Raw genomic sequence first — 18,622 nt, 5'->3', positions numbered from 1 at the left:
CGCATTCGGACTATTATAAGAAAGGCTATATAATGAAATTATCCGTTCAAGTTCCCCACTTCGATTGGGTAAAATATGAATTTTTGCGATAAACGACGTAATGCCGTATCTGCTGTTCAGCATGGTTGTTTGTCAGCGGAATGTTTTCTGGGTCATCTAAAAAATTCCACATTATTCTTTTAGATTTCAAAATATTTTTTGCAACTCGAGAAGCTCCAATTGCTTCAGGTAAACGGCTTCAAGTAATACCTTGTACGTTTTTGCAACTTTCTGGCACGTCTGGTATAGCTCTTTTTACAATAATCCGAACAGACCGTAATATGCTACTGGCCTGCTATAGCCATAAACACATATCTTGTCGCATTCGGACTATTATAAGAAAGGCTATAACAGCCCAGAACTTTAACTTCTACTATGTGCTAATCTTTCAAAATCTCTTGATAAATGTGCCCAACAGATTTGCCTGTTCTTATCGGCAAAGTAGTTGTATGCTGCGCACCTGCCGTAAGCTATTGCGATTGCAGAACTTACTATTTTGTAAAACCTTCATTCCTCTTGACTCTGTCAATTTTATAAAACTTGGTGTACTACTGGGAAACATCCAGCACCAACCAAGTTTACCTTTGTTATAATGGCTCGTTTCATCGATATGCAGAACTTCACTTTTACTTACTTCTTGTTCGATTTTCTCATCTCCTTCTTGGCATTTTTCTGCAACTCTAGCCTCGCTATTTGACACGCTACCAACACTGATGTCCAGGTTGAAAATATTTTTTATAATATTTGCTACTTCTCTTTTCGAGTTCTTGTAAAATCCGCTCAGCGCCGCAATTGTTGACTTAACTTTTGGACCAAATGTATCCGCAGTAACACCTTCTGGTAGCCTGCTACTTTTTCTTTTTCCACACTTGCAACAGCGGCCATTGGTATTCCACAACATAAGGCTTAATTTCTGGCAAATCAACTTTTTGATGAATGTATTGCCCTTTCGATATCGCAATTTCTCCTCCGCACTCGCAAGAACTCTATTTTCACCACTTCATCTGCTTCCATTTTAGGGCGATACTTTCCTTCATGCCCAATCTGTGCCCCTATTATACTGTCACTTTTTTTCTTTTTCTTCTTTAGCTTGTATAACTCTTTTGAGCTCGGTATCGATGAATTTTGTGAATTCAGACCTAGTCTTTCTTTCAATTCAGCATTTTCGATTCTTAGCGCCTTATTCTCAGATCTAAAATTTTCGTTTTCTATCTCTAACCTCTTTATCTCTGCTTTTAGTTGCTCTATCTCTATTTTAAAGCTTTCACAGAGCTTGAGAAGACTAGCTAGTAGATCAGACATATTTACCACACATACTACTTGCGATATTATGTTTTTAGCACTCCTTGTCTACTTTTTATTTTACCGCTCCGCTGAACGGATACCTTTTTTTTACTGTTTGAGTATGTAAGGATTATGACGACCTATCCCAAACCTCAACTATATCCTCACTAAACTCTATTATCTTTGTTTTTTTAAACTGATAACAGTTGTTAATGAATTGAATCCCTAAATCTCCTACAAAAGGAGTGGCATCATTGCCTAAAATTTTACCACTGCGGCATATTATCAACCTGTCGATTAAATTACACTTTAATAGTTCTGTGATTAACACTCCTCCACCTTCAACTAATAATCTTGTTATACCAATTTCTGAAACAAGTTTTAATGCCATGTCCTTTAGGCAAACCTTACCTGCGTTGCTTGAATTAACTACTAAGTAGTTAATGTTTTTTATTTTTTTCTCTACTTCTTTATTTGTGATTACCCAAGTTATTACTTTGTCTGCAGTCTTTGCAATGTTATGCTCTTCCTTTAATCTCCCTTGACTATCTATAATTAGCCTTATTGGCGATCTACTTCCGAGTCCTGGTAATCTGCAAGTTAAGAGTGGATCATCATTAATAAGAGTATTGCTGCCAATCATAATTGCATCATATTTCGTTCTGAGCTCATGCACCCAGTTTCTCGTATTTTCACTTGTTATCCATTTGCTATCGCCTGTAAATGTTGCGATTTTTCCGTCAAGAGTTGTTGCGACTTTGCAAGCTATAAATGGTCTATGTAATTCTTTAGTGGTGAAAAAACCGACATTCAGTTCTTTTGCCTCTTTTTGCATAATACCTTGCTCAACTTCAATTCCTGCTTCTTTCAGAGCTTTCATGCCTCTGCCTGAAACTCTACTATCTGGGTCAATAGTTGCAATTACTACTCTTTTTATGCTAGCTTTTATGATTTTTGCAGTGCAAGGCCCCGTGACTCCGTGATGACAACATGGCTCAAGAGTGATATACATAGTTGCGCCATGAGTTGAATCTTTAGCGTTTTGCAAAGCGACTACCTCCGCATGCGGACGCCCACCAATCCCTGTGTATCCCTCACTAACAATTGTACCATCCTTTACAATAACACACCCGACAGCAGGATTTGGTGCAACATTTCCAAGATTTTTTTCTGCAAGCCTTAATGCAATTGACATGAAATGATCATCAGTCATTAGAAAGAAGTCATTTCGTATGAGGTATCAAAAATTCTTCTGTGCTCGTGTATAGCAAATCTATCTGTCATACCTGAGATATAGTCACATATTATTACTGAACGCTGAGATTCACAAGCGAGTTTGCTCCACTCTGTGGGAAGTAATCCTGGGTTTTCATAAAAACATTGAAAGAGTTCCTGTATTATGCGTTTTGCTTTGTTCATCGTTCTACTCAGTTTATAGCTTCTGTATATTTTCTCCATGTTGAATCTTTTCATTTCTTTTGTAGCATTCGCAACTTCTGGTGAAAATGTGACTAGCATTTTATTTAGACTTCTTACGTCTTCTACGCTTTCTATTTTGTGATCTTCAATATTTCTTTCAGTCTGAGAAACAACATCACTTATCATAGTTCCTATAGTTCCACTCAGTGATTCATGTATGAGTTTGCTCTGAGGCAATTCTGAATATCTGCTCCTTATGTCTTTAAACATTTTTTCAATTAAAGGAACATTCAGCAAATCTTCGGTGGTTACTAAATTCGCCCTGAGTGCATCATCAAGATCGTGAACACTGTAAGCAATATCATCGGCAATTGAATCAACTTGCGCTTCAATGCTTGAAAATTCTTCAAGTTTTAGATCATATTTTTTGTTGTATTCTAATAACAGCTGATTATTTGTAGAAGACTCCGCGTTTTGACCAAGCAAGGGACCGTTATGTTTTGCAACTCCTTCAATCACCTCCCAACTTAGATTCATACCATCAAAATCAGCATGTTTTTGTTCGAGGTAAGTTAAAATCCTTATAGCTTGAACATTATGATCAAACTCATACTTCTCGTTATCAAGATTCAAATCTTGAACTGATTTCTTTAGAGCATCTTCACCTGCATGACCAAATGGAGGATGACCAAGATCATGTGCGAGCGCTATGCATTCAGTGATATCCTCATTTAAGCCAAGTCTACGCGCAATGGACCTTGCAATTTGTGCAACTTCAAGGCTATGAGTAAGCCGAGTGCGATAGTAGTCGTGCTCATAATTGATAAAAACTTGTGTTTTGTACTCCAATTTTCTAAACGCATTAGAGTGAATGATACGGTCCCTATCACGCTGAAAGCAGCTGCGATTCTCATCTTCTGGCTCTTTGAAGTATCTCCCTTTTGTTTTGCTTGGAAAACATGCATAATTTAATAGAAAATTATTGTTTGACATGTAAAATTTCTACTATAATAAGTTATCAATAATAAACGGTGGTTACTATGTCAACAAATTACAACATCAACTTAACTGATAATGCACTAAAAAAAATCCACTCTCTTGCAGAGCAGGAAGGGGATAAGAGTTCCATTTTACGAGTTGCAGTTTCAGGTGGTGGATGTTCTGGCTTCAAATACTATTTTCTTATGGATCAAATGAATAAAAATCTATCTTTGGATGATGAAGACGATGATTACGATGATGAGTTTGATGACGAAGACGAAGATGATGACTATGAAGAAAGTGAGGACTATAGAAGCCACTCCAGTTTTAGCGAAAAAGGTAAAGATATAGTAATTAATGATGAAAATGGAAACCCTGTATTAATGGTTGATAATTGTTCAGCAAAATTTTTAAATAACTCAGTTATAGATTATACTGAGGATCTCAGTGGTTCTGGTTTTCAAATAAGGAATGCCTTTGCTAAATCCCAGTGTGGTTGTGGCAACAGTTTTTCGGTTTAATTATTACTAAAACTTAGATGCCTTCTGGATCTTTTAAACATGGGTGGTAATGTAGCACTAGAACTAACTTCCGTAGATAAAAGCTTCAAGAACAATTCTGCTGTTGTAAAGGATATCAACTTAAGTGTCACAAGAGGGCAAGTAGTAGCGCTGATTGGCGATTCAGGTGCAGGGAAAACAACTATATTGCAAATCGCAGGCTTGTTGGACAAGCCAACTTCAGGTATAGTTACGATAGATGGAATAAATTGTACACAAGCCATTAATAAGCATAAAACTCATGTAAGAAGAAATTTTCTTAGTTTTGTTTATCAATTTCACTATTTGTTACAAGAGTTATCGGTGTTGGAAAATATTATGCTTCCTCAACTCATTGCAGGAAAAAGCAAAGCTGAAGCAAAAAAAAATTCGCAAGCAATGTTGGAAAAATTTGGTCTGGAAAACAAAGCAAGTAGCATGGTATCTGAAGTTTCGGGTGGGGAAAGGCAGAGAGTTGCAATTGCAAGAAGCATTGTAAATTCTCCAAAGCTTTTACTTGCAGATGAGCCAACAGGAAACTTAGATCCAACAAACTCTTTTAAGGTGTTTTTACTGCTACATTCATACGTAAAGGAAAATAACAGCTCTATGCTTATAGTAACACACAATCACCTCCTTGCAGAAAAGGCAGACTGCATTTTCCAATTGAGAGATCGATCATTAGTGAAGTTGTGAATAGGAAAAATAGCACAATTTCTATGCCCTATACTTATCTAACCAATGATCATTAACAGAGTATAATTCGCATGAAATGCTTTCATTGCTTTTTATACATGGACTTTTTAACTTACGCTGTTTACTTAGGAAACACCCCGATAACATAAACACAGTTAAAACAAAAAATAATAGCTTTTTAAACATAACAAAACCCTTTTATTTATATTACTATACTCATTTCTCTTATTTGTAAAGATTAGGCATATTCTTTTACCCTTACCTCTTTTTTGACCTTTTGAAAAGAAATAGTTGCACTATTCAAGCGCAGTTTTATATAATTGTCCACGATTTGAGTCACTTCCTCTTCTTTATCCTTTAGAAAGTGATTAGTATCATCTATTATATGGTATTTCATGTGATCACTTCTTACTGAATTTATCAACCTTTTTGCTAATTCTGTTACATCGCTTTCTTCTGAGATTGTATCATTACTGTTTTGTATTATAAGCCCAGAAACTGGACAGGGAGAAAGAAAAGAAAAATCGTACTTAGTTACCGGAAGAGAAAGAGCAATAAAACCCACTATCTCAGGGCGGCGCATTGTTAGCTGCATAGCCACCCATGCTCCAAAAGAAAAACCAGCGATCCAAATTGGAACATTGCTAGGATTATGTTCCTGAAGCCAATCAATGGCTACCGCAGCGTCAGTTAATTCTCCTATACCCTTATCAAAAGTTCCGGTAGATTTTCCCACACCACGAAAGTTAATTTTCAATGCAGAAAAATTGTTATCGATAAAAGACGTATATGTACTATGTACAATTTTACTATCCATATTACCACCATATTGAGGATGATGATGTAAAACCAGCACAACCGGCGCGTTGGCATCTTTGCTTTGGTGGTATTCACCTTCTATCTTTCTTGTTGCATTATTTAAAAAAACTTCAACCATGGTAACTCCTAATAAGAACCCTCTTGACAGGTATTGATGACGTGAGTTATTAATTATGTATTAATTTCGCTGTTTTTGCAATAAATTTTTTATCGTGTTAAAGCTAACGTACATAGTTATGGCTATAGTTGATGGTAAACTTATTTAAGTGACAGATGAATCCATTCTCTTTAGAAAATAGTGGTTGCGTATATGCTGATTACAATGCAACTGCTCCAATTAGTGAAAATGTAAAAAAAAGTATATTTGAGGTCTTGTCAAAACAAACGCTCAATCCATCATCACTACATAAGAGAGGACAAGAAGCGAGGAAGATTCTTCAGGATGCAAGAGATAACGTACGTGGTGCTATTGGCGTTTCAAGTGATAAAGAAATAGTTTTTACGTCTGGTGCAACTGAAGCGAATAACCTTGTTATGAGAGGAATAGCAGGCTACCTGCATATAATTTCAGCTATAGAGCATCCTTCAATTCTTAATTCTGCATGTAATCCATATATAATACCTGTTAATCAGGAGGGCATTGTTGACTTTTTAGAGCTAGAAAAAATTCTAAGCGAGCTTAAAGGAAACAAAGCAATAGTTTCAGTTATGATGGCAAATAACGAAACCGGAGTTATTCAACCTATTGAGGAAATAGCTAAAATAGTACACAAGTTTGGAGCAATTTGCCACACTGACACTGCTCAAAGTGTTGGGAAAATTAAAGTTAATATGGAAGATTTAGGAGTGGATTTACTCACTTTATCCGCCCATAAATTTGGCGGTGTAGCAGGCAGTGGAGTTTTAATATTCAATAAAGAACTTGCGATAGAACCTATTATAATAGGTGGTGGACAAGAGAAGGGATTTCGTGGTGGTACGGAAAATATTGTTGCAATTGCAGGCCTTTCTGCTGCACTGCAAAATATTCCAGATCTTTTATCAAAAATGGATGAAGTAAAGGAGCTACGCGATCAATTAGAGTGTGAATTATTAAATCTTGCCAGTGACATAAGAATCTTCGGTAAAAACTCTAAGAGGCTGCCAAACACAAGTTTTATTTATATGCCAGGAGTAAAGAGTGATGTGCAGCTCATGCATTTTGACTTGAATTATATTGCAGTTAGTAATGGCTCCGCATGTTCTTCTGGAAAAGTTGAGCCTTCCCATGTTTTGCTTGCAATGGGGGCAACAAAAGAGCAAGCAGAGTGTTCAATTAGAATCAGTATAGGTCCAGAAACTAAACCACAAGACATAAAAAAAATAGTGGATTGTTGGTATAATATCTACAAGCAGAACTCCTTGGTATAGATAATACGTGGTATCATGCAGGCACTGGCCGAGCATTAGATGTAAAAAATTACTTTACAACCCCGCGGTATCTCTAGATCCCGCTAACAAGCAGCGGGATGACGGTTGTTAGGCTAGCTTATTAAAGGAATTTTTTTTATACTCAAGAATTGATTGGCTACAAAGTGTTTTTAGGAAGCCTGATTGCATAGCTAAAGTATAGCCTTTCTTATAATAGTCCGAATGCGATAAGATATGTGTTTATGGCTATAGAAGGCCAGTAGCATATTACGGTCTGTTCGGATTATTGTAAAAAGAGCTATAACTTTGCAGTTAACTTCTACAGCGTTTCAAAGTATAGTTTTGGTAATACAGTAACTAAATATACATGAAAACCATTTTAGCTGTTGAAACAAGCTGCGACGAAACTGCAGTAGCGATTGTAAATAGTGACAAGCAAGTCCTTGCTCACGAAATTCTCTCCCAAGCAGAACACAAAAAACGTGGTGGAGTGATCCCTGAAATAGCTTCACGTGCTCATATGAAGCATTTAAGTGGTCTAATAAAAAGCGCCGTGGAAAAATCTAACCTTAACTTTTGTGACCTCAATGCAATTGCAGCAACATCAGGACCAGGACTCATAGGTGGATTAATAGTTGGTACAATGATGGCTAAAGCAATTGCGCATGTAGCACAAAAACCGTTCATTGCAGTGAATCACTTAGAAGCGCATGCACTGGTTATTAGGTTACTGCATGAGGTAAAATTTCCATTTTTAGTCCTACTAATATCAGGTGGTCACTGTCAATTTTTAATTGCACAGGATGTAGGTAAATACATTAAACTTGGAGAAACGCTCGATGATTCACTAGGAGAAGCATTTGATGAAGTTGCTAAGATGCTGGGTTTAAGCTATCCCGGAGGGCCATTAATTGAAAAGTTAGCTAAAAAAGGCAATGGTGCAAGATTTAAATTGCCAAGGGCAATGATAAAACGTTCTGGATGTAACTTTTCGTTTTCTGGAATTAAAACAGTAGTAAAAAACTTAGTGCAAGAACTTAAAATGAGCGAGCAAGATGTGTGTGACGTATGTGCTTCGTTTCAAGAGTGTATTAGTGACATACTGCTGGACAGGGTTAGTAATGCGATTATTATGGCCGAATCTTTAAATATCAAAATCAATGACTTTGTGATTACCGGCGGAGTTGCAGCAAATAATTTCTTGAGAGAAAAATTAAAACAACACATAAACTTAAACATATTTTTTCCTCCCAACAACCTATGTACAGATAATGCAATAATGGTTGGATGGGCAGGAATTGAAATGTTACAGAAAAGCTATATAGATTCTCTCAATTTTGCACCAAGACCTAAGTGGGAGTTAGAGAGTTATTAAAAGCTCTCAATTCTGAATTATAGCTAAAGTAACTTAGGTTCTCTAATTGCACATAAGTCAACAATAATTTTCACACAAATCAAAACAGCATATCTTCTCCATAATCCTTGGTAATTTTACATAAGTTAAAAGTAGCGTATGGTTCTCTCCGCGGTCTGAGATGACAATAAATTTGTCAAGCCGCATCATACTTGTTAGGCGGAAGTGGACGGCAACATATTTACCACGAAGTCTAACTAAGTTCTTGCTTGTCCCTTCCATCGGCATTGCTATCTTTATTTTCAATAAAATTATTGTCCTATGCTCTTTTGATGTTTATTGATAATAAAATTCTGTTTTATCAACCAACATCCTATGCATAATTACAGCTAATTTTCTTGCTACTGCTACAATTGCTTTTTTCATTCCTTTTTTCTTCGCAACCCCAGTTTTTTAATTTAAATGTCCTCTTGGTAACTGTAAGCATTGTTTGTGCAGCTTCATATAACATACTTCTACATTCCGCTGGTCCCATCTTTGATATGCTGCCATGCCGATCAACTTTTCCAGAAGAATATTGCCTTGGTGTCAACCCTATATATGCTCCAACTGTATCAGATTTCTCAAAACTATGTGGGTTATCAATTGCAGCTTTATACGTCATTGCTACTATAATCCCCACTCCTGGAACAGTAGTTAACAATTTACAATCATCGTCTTTTTCACCTTGTTCTGAAAGCATTTTGTCAAGCTTTCTTAATGACTTTTCTATTGCTTCCAAACTACAAACTAACGCTTCAATTGAACTCCTACTGATTTCATCCAAATTATTTATTGCCTCTTGTATTCTTAAAGCGAAAGTTTCAAATTTTGATCCTTTACCGACCATGTATCTTCAACAACCCTCTTATTGTTCCAATAACCTGCTGTTTGCTACACATTAGCTGTCTTCTGCTTCCAAGCGCTATTTTAATTTGACAACTGATTTTACTAACACTTCTCATCATCTGCGCTATACCCCTCGCATCGTTTTTATCATTCTTATTGATTCTTGCAGACAACGCTGCTGCCATATGCCTTGCATCTACACAAATTACTGGTAATCCAAAACTCCTTAACTCTTTGCACATTGATATTGACAACTGTCCACTTTCTATTCCTATGGATTCGTACTTTTTGCCTTGGCTAATCTGCTATTGCCTTACTTTCGCTTGCAACAACTTCTTCCTTAACAACTTTTCCTTTCTCATCAACGATACTTATAAAAGTTTCTTTTAATGAGATCGCTATAATATTTCATGACCTACTGTAAAAGTTTAAATTATTTTTGAAGAACCAATTCATTGAATTTGTTACTTCGTGCTAAAATAATGGAGTATGTCTCTCCATCATTCAATAGCAATTACAGTATGTTTGGCTATAATTTAAAAAACAAAAATTCGTCATTCCGCTACTAGTTAGCGGGATCTAGAGATACCGCGGCGGCATGACGTAGGATTGCTGTCATCCCGCTGCTTGTTAGTGGCTAAGAGATACTGTGAATAAATCACGGTATGACGGTTAAGTATCCCGCTACGTGTTAGCGGCTGAGATAACGCGAATAAATCGCGGGATAACGTGTTGCTTGGGTCAGCTGTAGAAGCAAAACTCATCATTTTGAAAGAGGAGGAGATTTTTCCGGACCCTCAGCGGAGATTGATTTTGGATCTGATAATTCTGTATTTACCTTGATTGGCTCTAATGGAGTTTTCTGCTCTTCTGGTTTATCGTCTGGAATTGGAACAGGCCAATCCATAATGTTTTGCGGTATAACTTCTGCTTCTTTAGCTTCTTTTTGACCTGTTGAAGATGATGCATCAACGCCTGCATTTTTGGTAACTTCTTGTTTTAGTTGTTTATTTTCTTCTTGCAGTTGCTTTAAATTTTTCTTTAACTCGTCAATCTCTCTTATTTTTTGTTTTAATTGTTCAGATATAGTTAGTTTGTCTCTAGTCAATTTTTTGTTTTCTTGTCTTAACCCCCTAGCTATTCTGCTTGAGTTGTTGTTTACAGCTTGTATACCTTGGTCTTGCTGCTGCATGCTTGTTCCTCTACTTTCATATTCAACTTCAGTTTGAGTTGCCTGACCTTTTTCCTGCTGTAATATGTTCTGCAGTTGCTCTAGACTCTCTTTGACAGATGCCAGCTCTTCCTGTGTACACGTTAACATCCCTTCCTTTTCCTTAAGTTGATATTGAAGTTTTTCTATTTTCCTCTTCGTATTTTCTTCGCTTAGCTCATCTGCAAGTGATCTTCCAGGTTCAAGTTGTCGAATTTCCCTCTCTAAATCTTCCTTTTCTCTCTGTAATTCATTTAATTCTTTAGACAATTGGCTCGCCGTTTCAGCCAATGTATTGTTTTCCTTTTTTGTTTCCATTAACTGTTCTGCCAACTGCTTTTTATGATCATCCTTTAAACCTTCCACTATTTTGTTCAGATCATTCTCCAAATTTGCACTCTTTTTCTCTAGTACAGTTAAATTAGCTTCACTTTGCTTCAATTTCTTCTGTAGTTCTTTATTTATCCCATTTACTGATTGAACTTCATCTTCTTTATCTTTCAACTTATCATTTAAGCTTTCTATTACATCATTTTTATCCTGCAGTTCTTTCTCTATCTTTTGTGTTAACTGCTCAATATTTTGATTCTTCCAAGCTAATTCTTGCGTCATCCTTTTTAATTCAGCTTTAAGTCTTTCAGCTTCTTCTTCCCCAGTTTGCTTTTCTTCACTTAATTCGCTTATTTGTGTATCACCTTCTTTTTCTATCTTTTTATTAAGTTCTTCTAATTTTTCAAGTTTCTCTATAAGTGACTTAATAGAAGCATCTTGCTCCTTTATTCTTTGATCTCTTTCAAATATCACTTGCTGTTGTTCATTAACTTTATCTCTCAAGGAGTCACGTTCTAAGCTTAGATTGTCACGCTGCTCTGCAAGTTTGTTAATTTCATTTATAGTCTCATCTACACCTTTTAATCCTTCTTGTTCATACTTTTTCTTATAATCTTTGTGTATTTCTTGTTCATCGTAGTCATCGTCAATGTATTCATCAATGATTTCAGACTCTTCATCACCAATCTCGCTTTCAACAGAAGAAGAACTTCTACGTGAAGAAGGCGTGCTAGGAGAGGAATACCCACTGCTGCTTGGTGTAGGCAATTGCGATGATAGATCTTGTGTGGGCTCGAGACTGTCCATATCTTGACCTATATCAGTAAAAGCTTGATACAGAGTTTTTCTGTTGATAAAAACTTCTTTATTTTGTCCAACTAACTTTAATACTTCTTCTGAACTCGTTATTCCTCCAAATTTTGGCTCACCAATAACACTCTGTATACCACCAGAATCCAATTTTACGGTCATGCTACAGTCTATGCTGTTACCTTCAGAATCCTTAGCCTGCCAATTAATGGTCATTTCACATGACCTTGATCCAGTAAAATCATAGTGCCTCTCATTGCCATTTTTCTTGCTTGCGGTTATTTGACTATCTTTCCCTAAAGATATATTATAAACCTTACCTTCACTGCTGGTCCTTAAAATATTGCTAATTTCTATTGGTTTTTCTTGATTTTCAAATCTATTTTTGAAGTCATCATCTTTTGTTGAATACGCTAAGTAATTTTGATTTGGTAAAGATGCTTCAAATTCTCTATGTGTTTCATTTATTGATTGCTCAAATTTTTGGAACTCCTTTTCCCACTTTAAATTTATCTGTCCTGTAATGTCCTCATCTTTGCGTAAAGGGCCAATAAAATACCAGATTAAATTTTTTCCTCCAATTGTTTTATAGTCTCTTGAAAGCTGCTACAAGATTCAATCACATCTAAAATATCCTTTTTCTGCTGTTTATCTACATCTAAACTTTGACTTTCAGCTATAAATACATTTTCGTTTTCCTGTGGCATAATTTTACATTTTAAAAAATATACTATAATATTAACAGATTTCTTTAAAAAGTCAACTAATTGTTGGATAAATAAACTTGAGCATTTGGCCAAAATGTTATATAGTAGTCACTTCAAGAAGTACAGTATGGACAATACCATTATAGGAAAATACGATATTAGAGGTATAATAGGCAAAGACTTGCAGATTAATGATGGGCACGAGATAGGTAGAAAGTTTGGCCAAACCGTAGCTAGTGTTTGTGTCGGCTACGACAGCAGAATAGATTCACCAGGTATAGAAAGAGAATTAATTAGGGGCTTAAGTTTATCCGGTGCAAATGTTATACGCGTTGGACTATGCTCTTCACCTATGCTTTACGCTGCAACACAAATCACACAGGCGGATCTTGGTATCATAATAACTGCCTCTCATAACCCCAGCGAATATAATGGCTTTAAATTTTTTAGTAATAAAAAAGTCTTCTCAGATCAAGAAATGAAGGAAATTATAAGCAGTCCAATTAAAAGCAGCACAAGAATTGGAAGCTTAATTAACATAAATATATATAGTGAGTACATTAGCATATTGAAAAGTGCAGTGAAGAACGATACTACACAGAAATTAAAAATAGCCTGGGATTGTGGAAATAGTCCAGCAAGTGGAATTATAAGGTATATTGAAAAGATCTTGCCTGGTCATACGCACATCGTAACCAATAACTCTATAGATGGGGCATTTCCACTGCATGATCCAGATCCCATAGAGGAAAAAAATCTTGCTCAATTAATTGACATTGTGAAGGAATATGGATGTGATCTTGGCATTGCGCTAGATGGCGATAGCGATAGGGTGCGCTTAATTGATAATAAAGGCAACGTTGTTTCCAATGACCATTTATTTATAATTTTTGCACGTGAAGTGTTGGAGGAATATCCAGAAAGCAAAGTTATTGCTAACGTAAAAATGAGTATGAAAGTGCATGATTTTGTTAGCAAGTTAGGAGGGCAAGTTATCACCTGTGCTACTGGACATTCACTAGTTAAGAAGAAGATGGTAGAGGAAGAGGCAAAGTTTGCTAGTGAATTAAGCGGGCACTTCTTCTTTTCTGAGCTAAGTTTTGATGATGGGCTATATTCTGCTGTTAAAGCAGTTGACATTTTGCTTAAGAAAAACCAAAGTCTATCTCAGGTGATTGAGGATTTACCGAAGTTATATATCACCCGTGAAGTGAAGATTGTAGTGAAAGATGAGAAAAAGTTTCAAATAATTGAGTCAATAAAGAAAACACTGGAGCAGCAAAATATTGTATTTTCAGATCTTGATGGTGTTAAGGTAACCGATAATAAAGGTTGGTGGCTTCTTAGGGTATCAAATACGCAAAACTGCATTACAGCAAGATGCGAAGGAGAGACTTTAGAGGGTTTTGAACTTACTAAAAAGGTTTTGTTCCATTACATTGATGAAGCAAGGTCTTTAAATTGTAGCTACTCACAGAAATAAATTTGATTTATAAAATTGACATGAAAGTATAAAGATAAATAGGCTAAATGTACTTATCACCTGTCAGGCCGCAGCATTATTTCTTGTAACCGTTTGCGGCTCCACTTAATTCTGCAATTCTTTGATCTCACTCATGGAGAGGCCAGTAAACTTAACAATAGTGGTGACATCAACATTATTAGCCAGCATTGTTTTTGCAACTTCAATTTTTCCTTCCTTTTTAGCATCATCAAGTTTTTGTTCAAGAACAGCCCGTTCATCACGAATACGTTTTATTTCCCGTTCGTAGGCAATAAATTCTTTCTCTGACCAGTTGAATCTATTTAGTTCTTCATATGCCTTTTTAATTATTACATCACTACCTATTACCTTTTCCAATTCTTCTTCGCTAGTTTCATCTGCATATTTAAAATAATAGATCCATTTTTCAACTATACTCTCCAATTGGTCTTCTTTAGTTTTAGGAAATTTTGGTAACTCAATAAATGTAAAATAAAAATCTTTTAAATCATGTTCATAGCTATCTTTGTCTAACATTACATGATCTGACTTATACTCAGATTTATTAGGAAAGAGAATACAATCAGCAATAGCTATAAAAATGATTTCTTTAAGATCCTGATATTGATCACCTTTATCAGCTTGCCTTGAATAAGCTTTAGCAGCGTAATATTGAGCGCGTTTTTCAAAGCCTTTAGTTTTGGCAACTTGCATTTCGATTATTACTTGCACCCCATTTTCATCCCTGCAAAGAACATCAACGATACTTTGTTTTTTAGAGGCAATTTCAGCATCTTGCATAGTGCTGAGGAATTCTATTTCTTTTATTTCATCTTTGCCAGTGAACCCCAAAATATCATTGAGAAAGTGAATGAGGATGTCTTTATTTTTTTCAGTACCAAAAATACGCCGGAACGCAACATCATTCTTGGGGTCGAGAAATTTAGAAAGAGCCATAAAAAAATTTTTAAATGTATCTTTATATTATATATTCTTATTGATAATAATTCAATAATTTGTCATCTTTTTTGTTAACTTTACTGATGTTGCCAGAAGGAACGTTGTTGCAAAATTTTGTAAAATTTATTATCCTAAGGTTTCAAGTTCTCACAGGTTTATTGGAACTATATGTACAATGTGTTTATCAGTGAAAATCCGGAGAAAATGATGGGGGAAAAGTTAATACATTACTTCAGCCAGGGTAAATGCGAAGGCAATGCAGAAATGAAAAATCTGCTGGGAGGAAAGGGGGCAAATTTAGCAGAAATGTGCAATGTTGGCATTCCTGTTCCACCTGGTTTCACAATTTCCACCTCTGCTTGCAAAGTCTATTATCAAGACAATAGATCTTCTGTTATCCAAGTAGCTGACTACTCGGATCCAGAAAAAAATGTGGTCACGCACTGGAATGACATATGTAGTGGAATCAAAAACTACATGGCGATGCTCGAAAATGAAATCGGTTGTAAATTTGGGGATTTAAATAATCCTTTATTAGTTTCAATACGCTCTGGTAGTGTTAGTTCAATGCCGGGCATGCTTGATACTATTTTAAATGTTGGTCTAAATGATGAAACCGTTGTTGGGCTTGCAAAAAAAAGTGGCGAATGTTTTGCTTACGATAGCTACTGCCGTTTCATCATGATGTACTCCAATGTTGTACTACAGCTTGATCATCACCTATTTCAAGATGTTGTTGATAATGAACAGCAAAAGAGTGGAGCAAAAAGCTTAGCTGATCTTGATGTTGATGTTTTAAAGAGAATTGTTAACGATTTTAAAAAGATAGTATATGAAAAAACTGAGAAACATTTCCCGCAGAACGTTGAAGAGCAATTGTTAAACTCAGTTAATGCAGTATTTGCCTCTTGGAAAAATGATAGGGCTGTTTCCTATAGAAGAATACATAATATTCCTGAAAACCTTGGAACAGCGGTCAACGTGCAAGCAATGGTTTTTGGTAATTTAAATGATAATTCTGCAACTGGTGTGATATTTACACGAAATCCTTCGACTGGAGAAAAAAAATACTTTGGTGAATTTCTGATTAATGCTCAGGGTGAGGATGTGGTTTCTGGTGTTTATACTCCTATGCCAATTGACGGAGAGCAAAAAAACACCATGGAGAAGTTGCTGCCAAGTGTCTACCGAGAATTATGCGTGGTATGTGAAAAACTTGAAAGGCATTATAAAGACATGCAGGATATCGAATTTACTGTGCAGGACGGTAAGTTATGGATTTTGCAGACTAGGTCTGGCAAGCGCACGGCTGAAGCTGCTATTCGCATAATGGTTGATATGGTAAACGAAGGAACGATTACAAAAGAAGAAGGAATATTGAGAATTGATCCAAAAAACTTTGACAATTTATTGCATCCAGTTCTTGACGTTAAGGGTGACCAGAAAGTAATAGGGAAGGGACTGCCGGCTTCTCCAGGGGTTGCTTCTGGATATGTAGTGTTTAGTGCAAGTGATGCTGAAAAAGCTGCAGAGCAGGGTAAAAAAGTGATTTTAGTAAGGTCAGAAACGAGTCCTGAAGATATTAATGGAATGAATGCTGCAAGTGGCATAGTAACAGCACGGGGAGGGATGACCTCGCATGCTGCTGTTGTAACCCGTGGAATGGGTAAGCCGTGCATTTGCAGTGTAAGTGGACTTTATATCGATAAAGATGGAACTTTCTTTTTTGTAGGGGATGCAAGAGTAAATAAAGGTGAACCAATTACCATCAACGGAGGAACAGGGGAGGTTATGCTTGGCATTCTTCCTACAATTTCACCTGAATTATCGCAAGAATTCAAAACGATAATCAACTGGATAGATGAAATCAAAACGATCAAAGTGAGAGCGAACGCTGATACTCCAAAAGATGCAAAAATTGCAAAAGAATTCGGTGCAGAAGGTATAGGCTTATGTCGCACAGAACATATGTTTTTCGCTAGTGATAGAATCGAATTCATTCAAAAATTGATAATAGCTGACGATGAAAATGAAAGGGCAAATGCGCTCATTAAACTAGAAGAAATGCAAAAGTCTGATTTCAAAGAAATATTTTCTATTATGGAGGGCAGGGAAGTCACTATACGGTTGCTTGATCCACCTTTGCATGAATTTTTACCCAATGATCAGTCTACTATAGAAAAAATTGCCAAGTCACTTAGTAAGTCAGTTGAGTCAGTAAAAAATAAAATAGCACAGTTATCAGAAAAGAACCCAATGCTTGGCCATCGAGGTTGTAGACTTGCTATTTCTCATCCTGAAATATATAGCATGCAGATTAGGGCAATACTTAGTGCTGCAAGTGAATTAAAGAAAGAAAAGAAGATAGAAGTGGAGCCTGAAATCATGATTCCTTTTATCATGAGCGAGAAAGAATTTATTCTGATATGCGAGCTAGCAAAGAAAGAATCCTCTGTTATCTCAGCTGGGATCCAGACGCAGATTCCAGCGTCACGCGCTGGAATGACATCAGACAAGGCTTATTCAATTGGAACGATGATAGAACTACCAAGAGCAGCACTGATTGCTGATAAGTTAGCAAAACATGCAGAGTTTTTTAGTTTTGGCACTAATGATTTAACGCAAACAACCATGGGACTTTCAAGAGATGATTCAGTTAATTTCCTCGATTCTTATAAGGAAAGCAACATATTCGAAAACGACCCATTTGAAGTGCTGGACATCGAAGGGGTAGGGGAGTTAATCAAGATAGCCATTGAAAGAGGCAAAAAAACCCGAAAAGAAATAAAACTGGGTATATGTGGGGAGCATGGAGCAGATCCAAAATCTATAGAGTTTCTCATCGAATCAGGGGTAGATTATGTTTCATGCTCACCCTATAGAGTTCCGATTGCAAAGTTAGTGGCAGCACAGTTTAGTGTTAGATCTAAATTTGCTAGGTAAGTATAGTGTCAGTGTTGGCTACTCATATGGTTTGAGCCCACCAGAGGGTGTCATTCCAGCGCGTGACGCTGGGATCTAGTTTTTATTATGGCCTTTTGGATCCCGGTGTCTGGGCACTGGGATGACATCCTGTTACACGTTCAACTTCATTCTCTCTCATCTCCCTATAACTTGGTAATGTAGAATTTTTTACATGCAACCCGGTATATATTGCAATCAAAGCAGCTATGACACTGCAAACTACTGCACCAGCTACAAATGGAACCATCACAGCAGCAGTAATGAATAATCCTGTAATAACAACTCCAACAACATCTTTTATCAATGAGGTGTAAAAACCCTTTTTGCTCTCTTTATATTTAGTTTCTTGTTCATTTGGCATAGAAAATTGAGCATCTACAAAGCCGTTAGCTTTATTATCATTATTTGGTGTGGCAGTTTGGTCAATCCCTGTTGCTACAGGCGTTTTATTTTCGTTATTATGATGCTGACCGTTACCACTATTTGGTGTAACAGTTTGATTGGTATTTGTCTTCTTTGTTAATATAGAAGGCACTGTTACTACAGGCGTTTCATTTTTGTTATTATAATGCTGACCGTTACCACTATTTGGTGTAATAGTATGATTTAATAGACCATCGCCGTGAGTTCTTATATTATAGCCTTTCTTATAATAGTCCGAATGCGATAAGATATGTGTTTATGGCTATAGCAGGCCAGTAGCATATTACGGTCTGTTCGGATTATTGT

At 36.3% G+C, this 18,622-nt stretch carries 13 protein-coding genes and 2 pseudogenes; 6 read left to right on the top strand and 9 right to left on the bottom strand.

Annotated elements, in window-relative coordinates; genetic code table 11:
• From tnpC to WGMM_RS01350, 3 genes and pseudogenes are all read right to left on the bottom strand, one after another.
• Positions 1 to 1,341 (bottom strand): annotated as a pseudogene (gene tnpC, locus WGMM_RS01360) (IS66 family transposase); the annotation flags it as partial.
• A gap of 112 nt (positions 1,342 to 1,453) precedes the next feature.
• Positions 1,454 to 2,536 carry a bifunctional diaminohydroxyphosphoribosylaminopyrimidine deaminase/5-amino-6-(5-phosphoribosylamino)uracil reductase RibD gene (ribD, locus tag WGMM_RS01355; protein WP_038248912.1) on the bottom strand — a complete coding sequence of 361 codons (1,083 nt, stop codon included), beginning with the start codon at positions 2,534 to 2,536 and terminating at the stop codon, positions 1,454 to 1,456.
• Entirely contained in the window at positions 2,536 to 3,735 is a 1,200-nt protein-coding gene (locus WGMM_RS01350; protein WP_038248911.1) for a deoxyguanosinetriphosphate triphosphohydrolase, read from the bottom strand. The genes ribD and WGMM_RS01350 overlap by 1 nt, the downstream gene beginning before the upstream one ends.
• 47 nt (positions 3,736 to 3,782) lie before the next feature.
• Between WGMM_RS01350 and WGMM_RS01345 the strand changes: the two genes are divergently transcribed.
• Positions 3,783 to 4,244 carry a HesB/IscA family protein gene (locus WGMM_RS01345; RefSeq protein ID WP_038248909.1) on the top strand — a complete coding sequence of 154 codons (462 nt, stop codon included), beginning with the start codon at positions 3,783 to 3,785 and terminating at the stop codon, positions 4,242 to 4,244.
• A 39-nt stretch (positions 4,245 to 4,283) separates the two neighbouring features.
• Positions 4,284 to 4,958: an ABC transporter ATP-binding protein gene (locus tag WGMM_RS01340; protein ID WP_038248906.1), complete on the top strand. Its 675-nt coding sequence runs from the start codon at positions 4,284 to 4,286 to the stop codon at positions 4,956 to 4,958.
• 238 nt (positions 4,959 to 5,196) lie between these two features.
• Here WGMM_RS01340 and WGMM_RS01335 read toward each other — a convergent pair whose 3' ends face one another.
• Positions 5,197 to 5,895 carry an alpha/beta hydrolase gene (locus tag WGMM_RS01335; RefSeq protein WP_038248903.1) on the bottom strand — a complete coding sequence of 233 codons (699 nt, stop codon included), beginning with the start codon at positions 5,893 to 5,895 and terminating at the stop codon, positions 5,197 to 5,199.
• Between the two features lie 155 nt (positions 5,896 to 6,050).
• Between WGMM_RS01335 and WGMM_RS01330 the strand changes: the two genes are divergently transcribed.
• A complete protein-coding gene (locus WGMM_RS01330; protein ID WP_038248900.1) occupies positions 6,051 to 7,187 on the top strand; it encodes a cysteine desulfurase family protein in 1,137 nt (378 codons plus the stop codon).
• A gap of 367 nt (positions 7,188 to 7,554) precedes the next feature.
• On the top strand, positions 7,555 to 8,562 hold the full coding sequence (tsaD, locus tag WGMM_RS01325) for a tRNA (adenosine(37)-N6)-threonylcarbamoyltransferase complex transferase subunit TsaD (protein WP_038248897.1): 1,008 nt from the start codon (positions 7,555 to 7,557) through the stop codon (positions 8,560 to 8,562).
• Between the two features lie 352 nt (positions 8,563 to 8,914).
• Here tsaD and WGMM_RS01320 read toward each other — a convergent pair whose 3' ends face one another.
• The 3 genes and pseudogenes from WGMM_RS01320 to WGMM_RS06460 form a co-directional block, all read right to left on the bottom strand.
• On the bottom strand, positions 8,915 to 9,430 hold the full coding sequence (locus tag WGMM_RS01320) for an IS110 family transposase (protein ID WP_051599597.1): 516 nt from the start codon (positions 9,428 to 9,430) through the stop codon (positions 8,915 to 8,917).
• Entirely contained in the window at positions 9,420 to 9,671 is a 252-nt protein-coding gene (locus WGMM_RS05260; protein WP_010081945.1) for a hypothetical protein, read from the bottom strand. The genes WGMM_RS01320 and WGMM_RS05260 overlap by 11 nt, the downstream gene beginning before the upstream one ends.
• A 521-nt stretch (positions 9,672 to 10,192) precedes the next feature.
• Positions 10,193 to 12,486: pseudogene (locus tag WGMM_RS06460) on the bottom strand (hypothetical protein).
• A 127-nt stretch (positions 12,487 to 12,613) separates the two neighbouring features.
• Between WGMM_RS06460 and WGMM_RS01305 the strand changes: the two are divergent.
• Positions 12,614 to 13,969 carry a phosphomannomutase/phosphoglucomutase gene (locus WGMM_RS01305; RefSeq protein WP_240991828.1) on the top strand — a complete coding sequence of 452 codons (1,356 nt, stop codon included), beginning with the start codon at positions 12,614 to 12,616 and terminating at the stop codon, positions 13,967 to 13,969.
• Between the two features lie 105 nt (positions 13,970 to 14,074).
• Here the strand turns inward: WGMM_RS01305 and WGMM_RS01300 are convergent, their stop codons facing one another.
• The gene (locus WGMM_RS01300) at positions 14,075 to 14,926 is read right to left on the bottom strand and encodes an Rpn family recombination-promoting nuclease/putative transposase (RefSeq protein WP_038248891.1); all 852 of its coding nucleotides are present in this window, start codon (positions 14,924 to 14,926) and stop codon (positions 14,075 to 14,077) included.
• A gap of 210 nt (positions 14,927 to 15,136) precedes the next feature.
• Here WGMM_RS01300 and ppdK point away from each other — a divergent pair, with 210 nt between their 5' ends.
• On the top strand, positions 15,137 to 17,872 hold the full coding sequence (ppdK, locus tag WGMM_RS01295) for a pyruvate, phosphate dikinase (protein WP_240991831.1): 2,736 nt from the start codon (positions 15,137 to 15,139) through the stop codon (positions 17,870 to 17,872).
• A gap of 85 nt (positions 17,873 to 17,957) precedes the next feature.
• On the opposite strand, the gene WGMM_RS01290 is transcribed toward ppdK, so the two are convergent.
• Entirely contained in the window at positions 17,958 to 18,428 is a 471-nt protein-coding gene (locus WGMM_RS01290; RefSeq protein WP_240991827.1) for a hypothetical protein, read from the bottom strand.
• Positions 18,429 to 18,622 lie beyond the last annotated feature (194 nt).

It is taken from the genome of Wolbachia endosymbiont of Glossina morsitans morsitans, assembly GCF_000689175.1.
GTDB classification, from domain to species: domain Bacteria; phylum Pseudomonadota; class Alphaproteobacteria; order Rickettsiales; family Anaplasmataceae; genus Wolbachia; species Wolbachia pipientis.
Note: the sequence above shows the minus strand (reverse complement) of the source record. Positions and strands in the feature narration are given on the sequence as shown.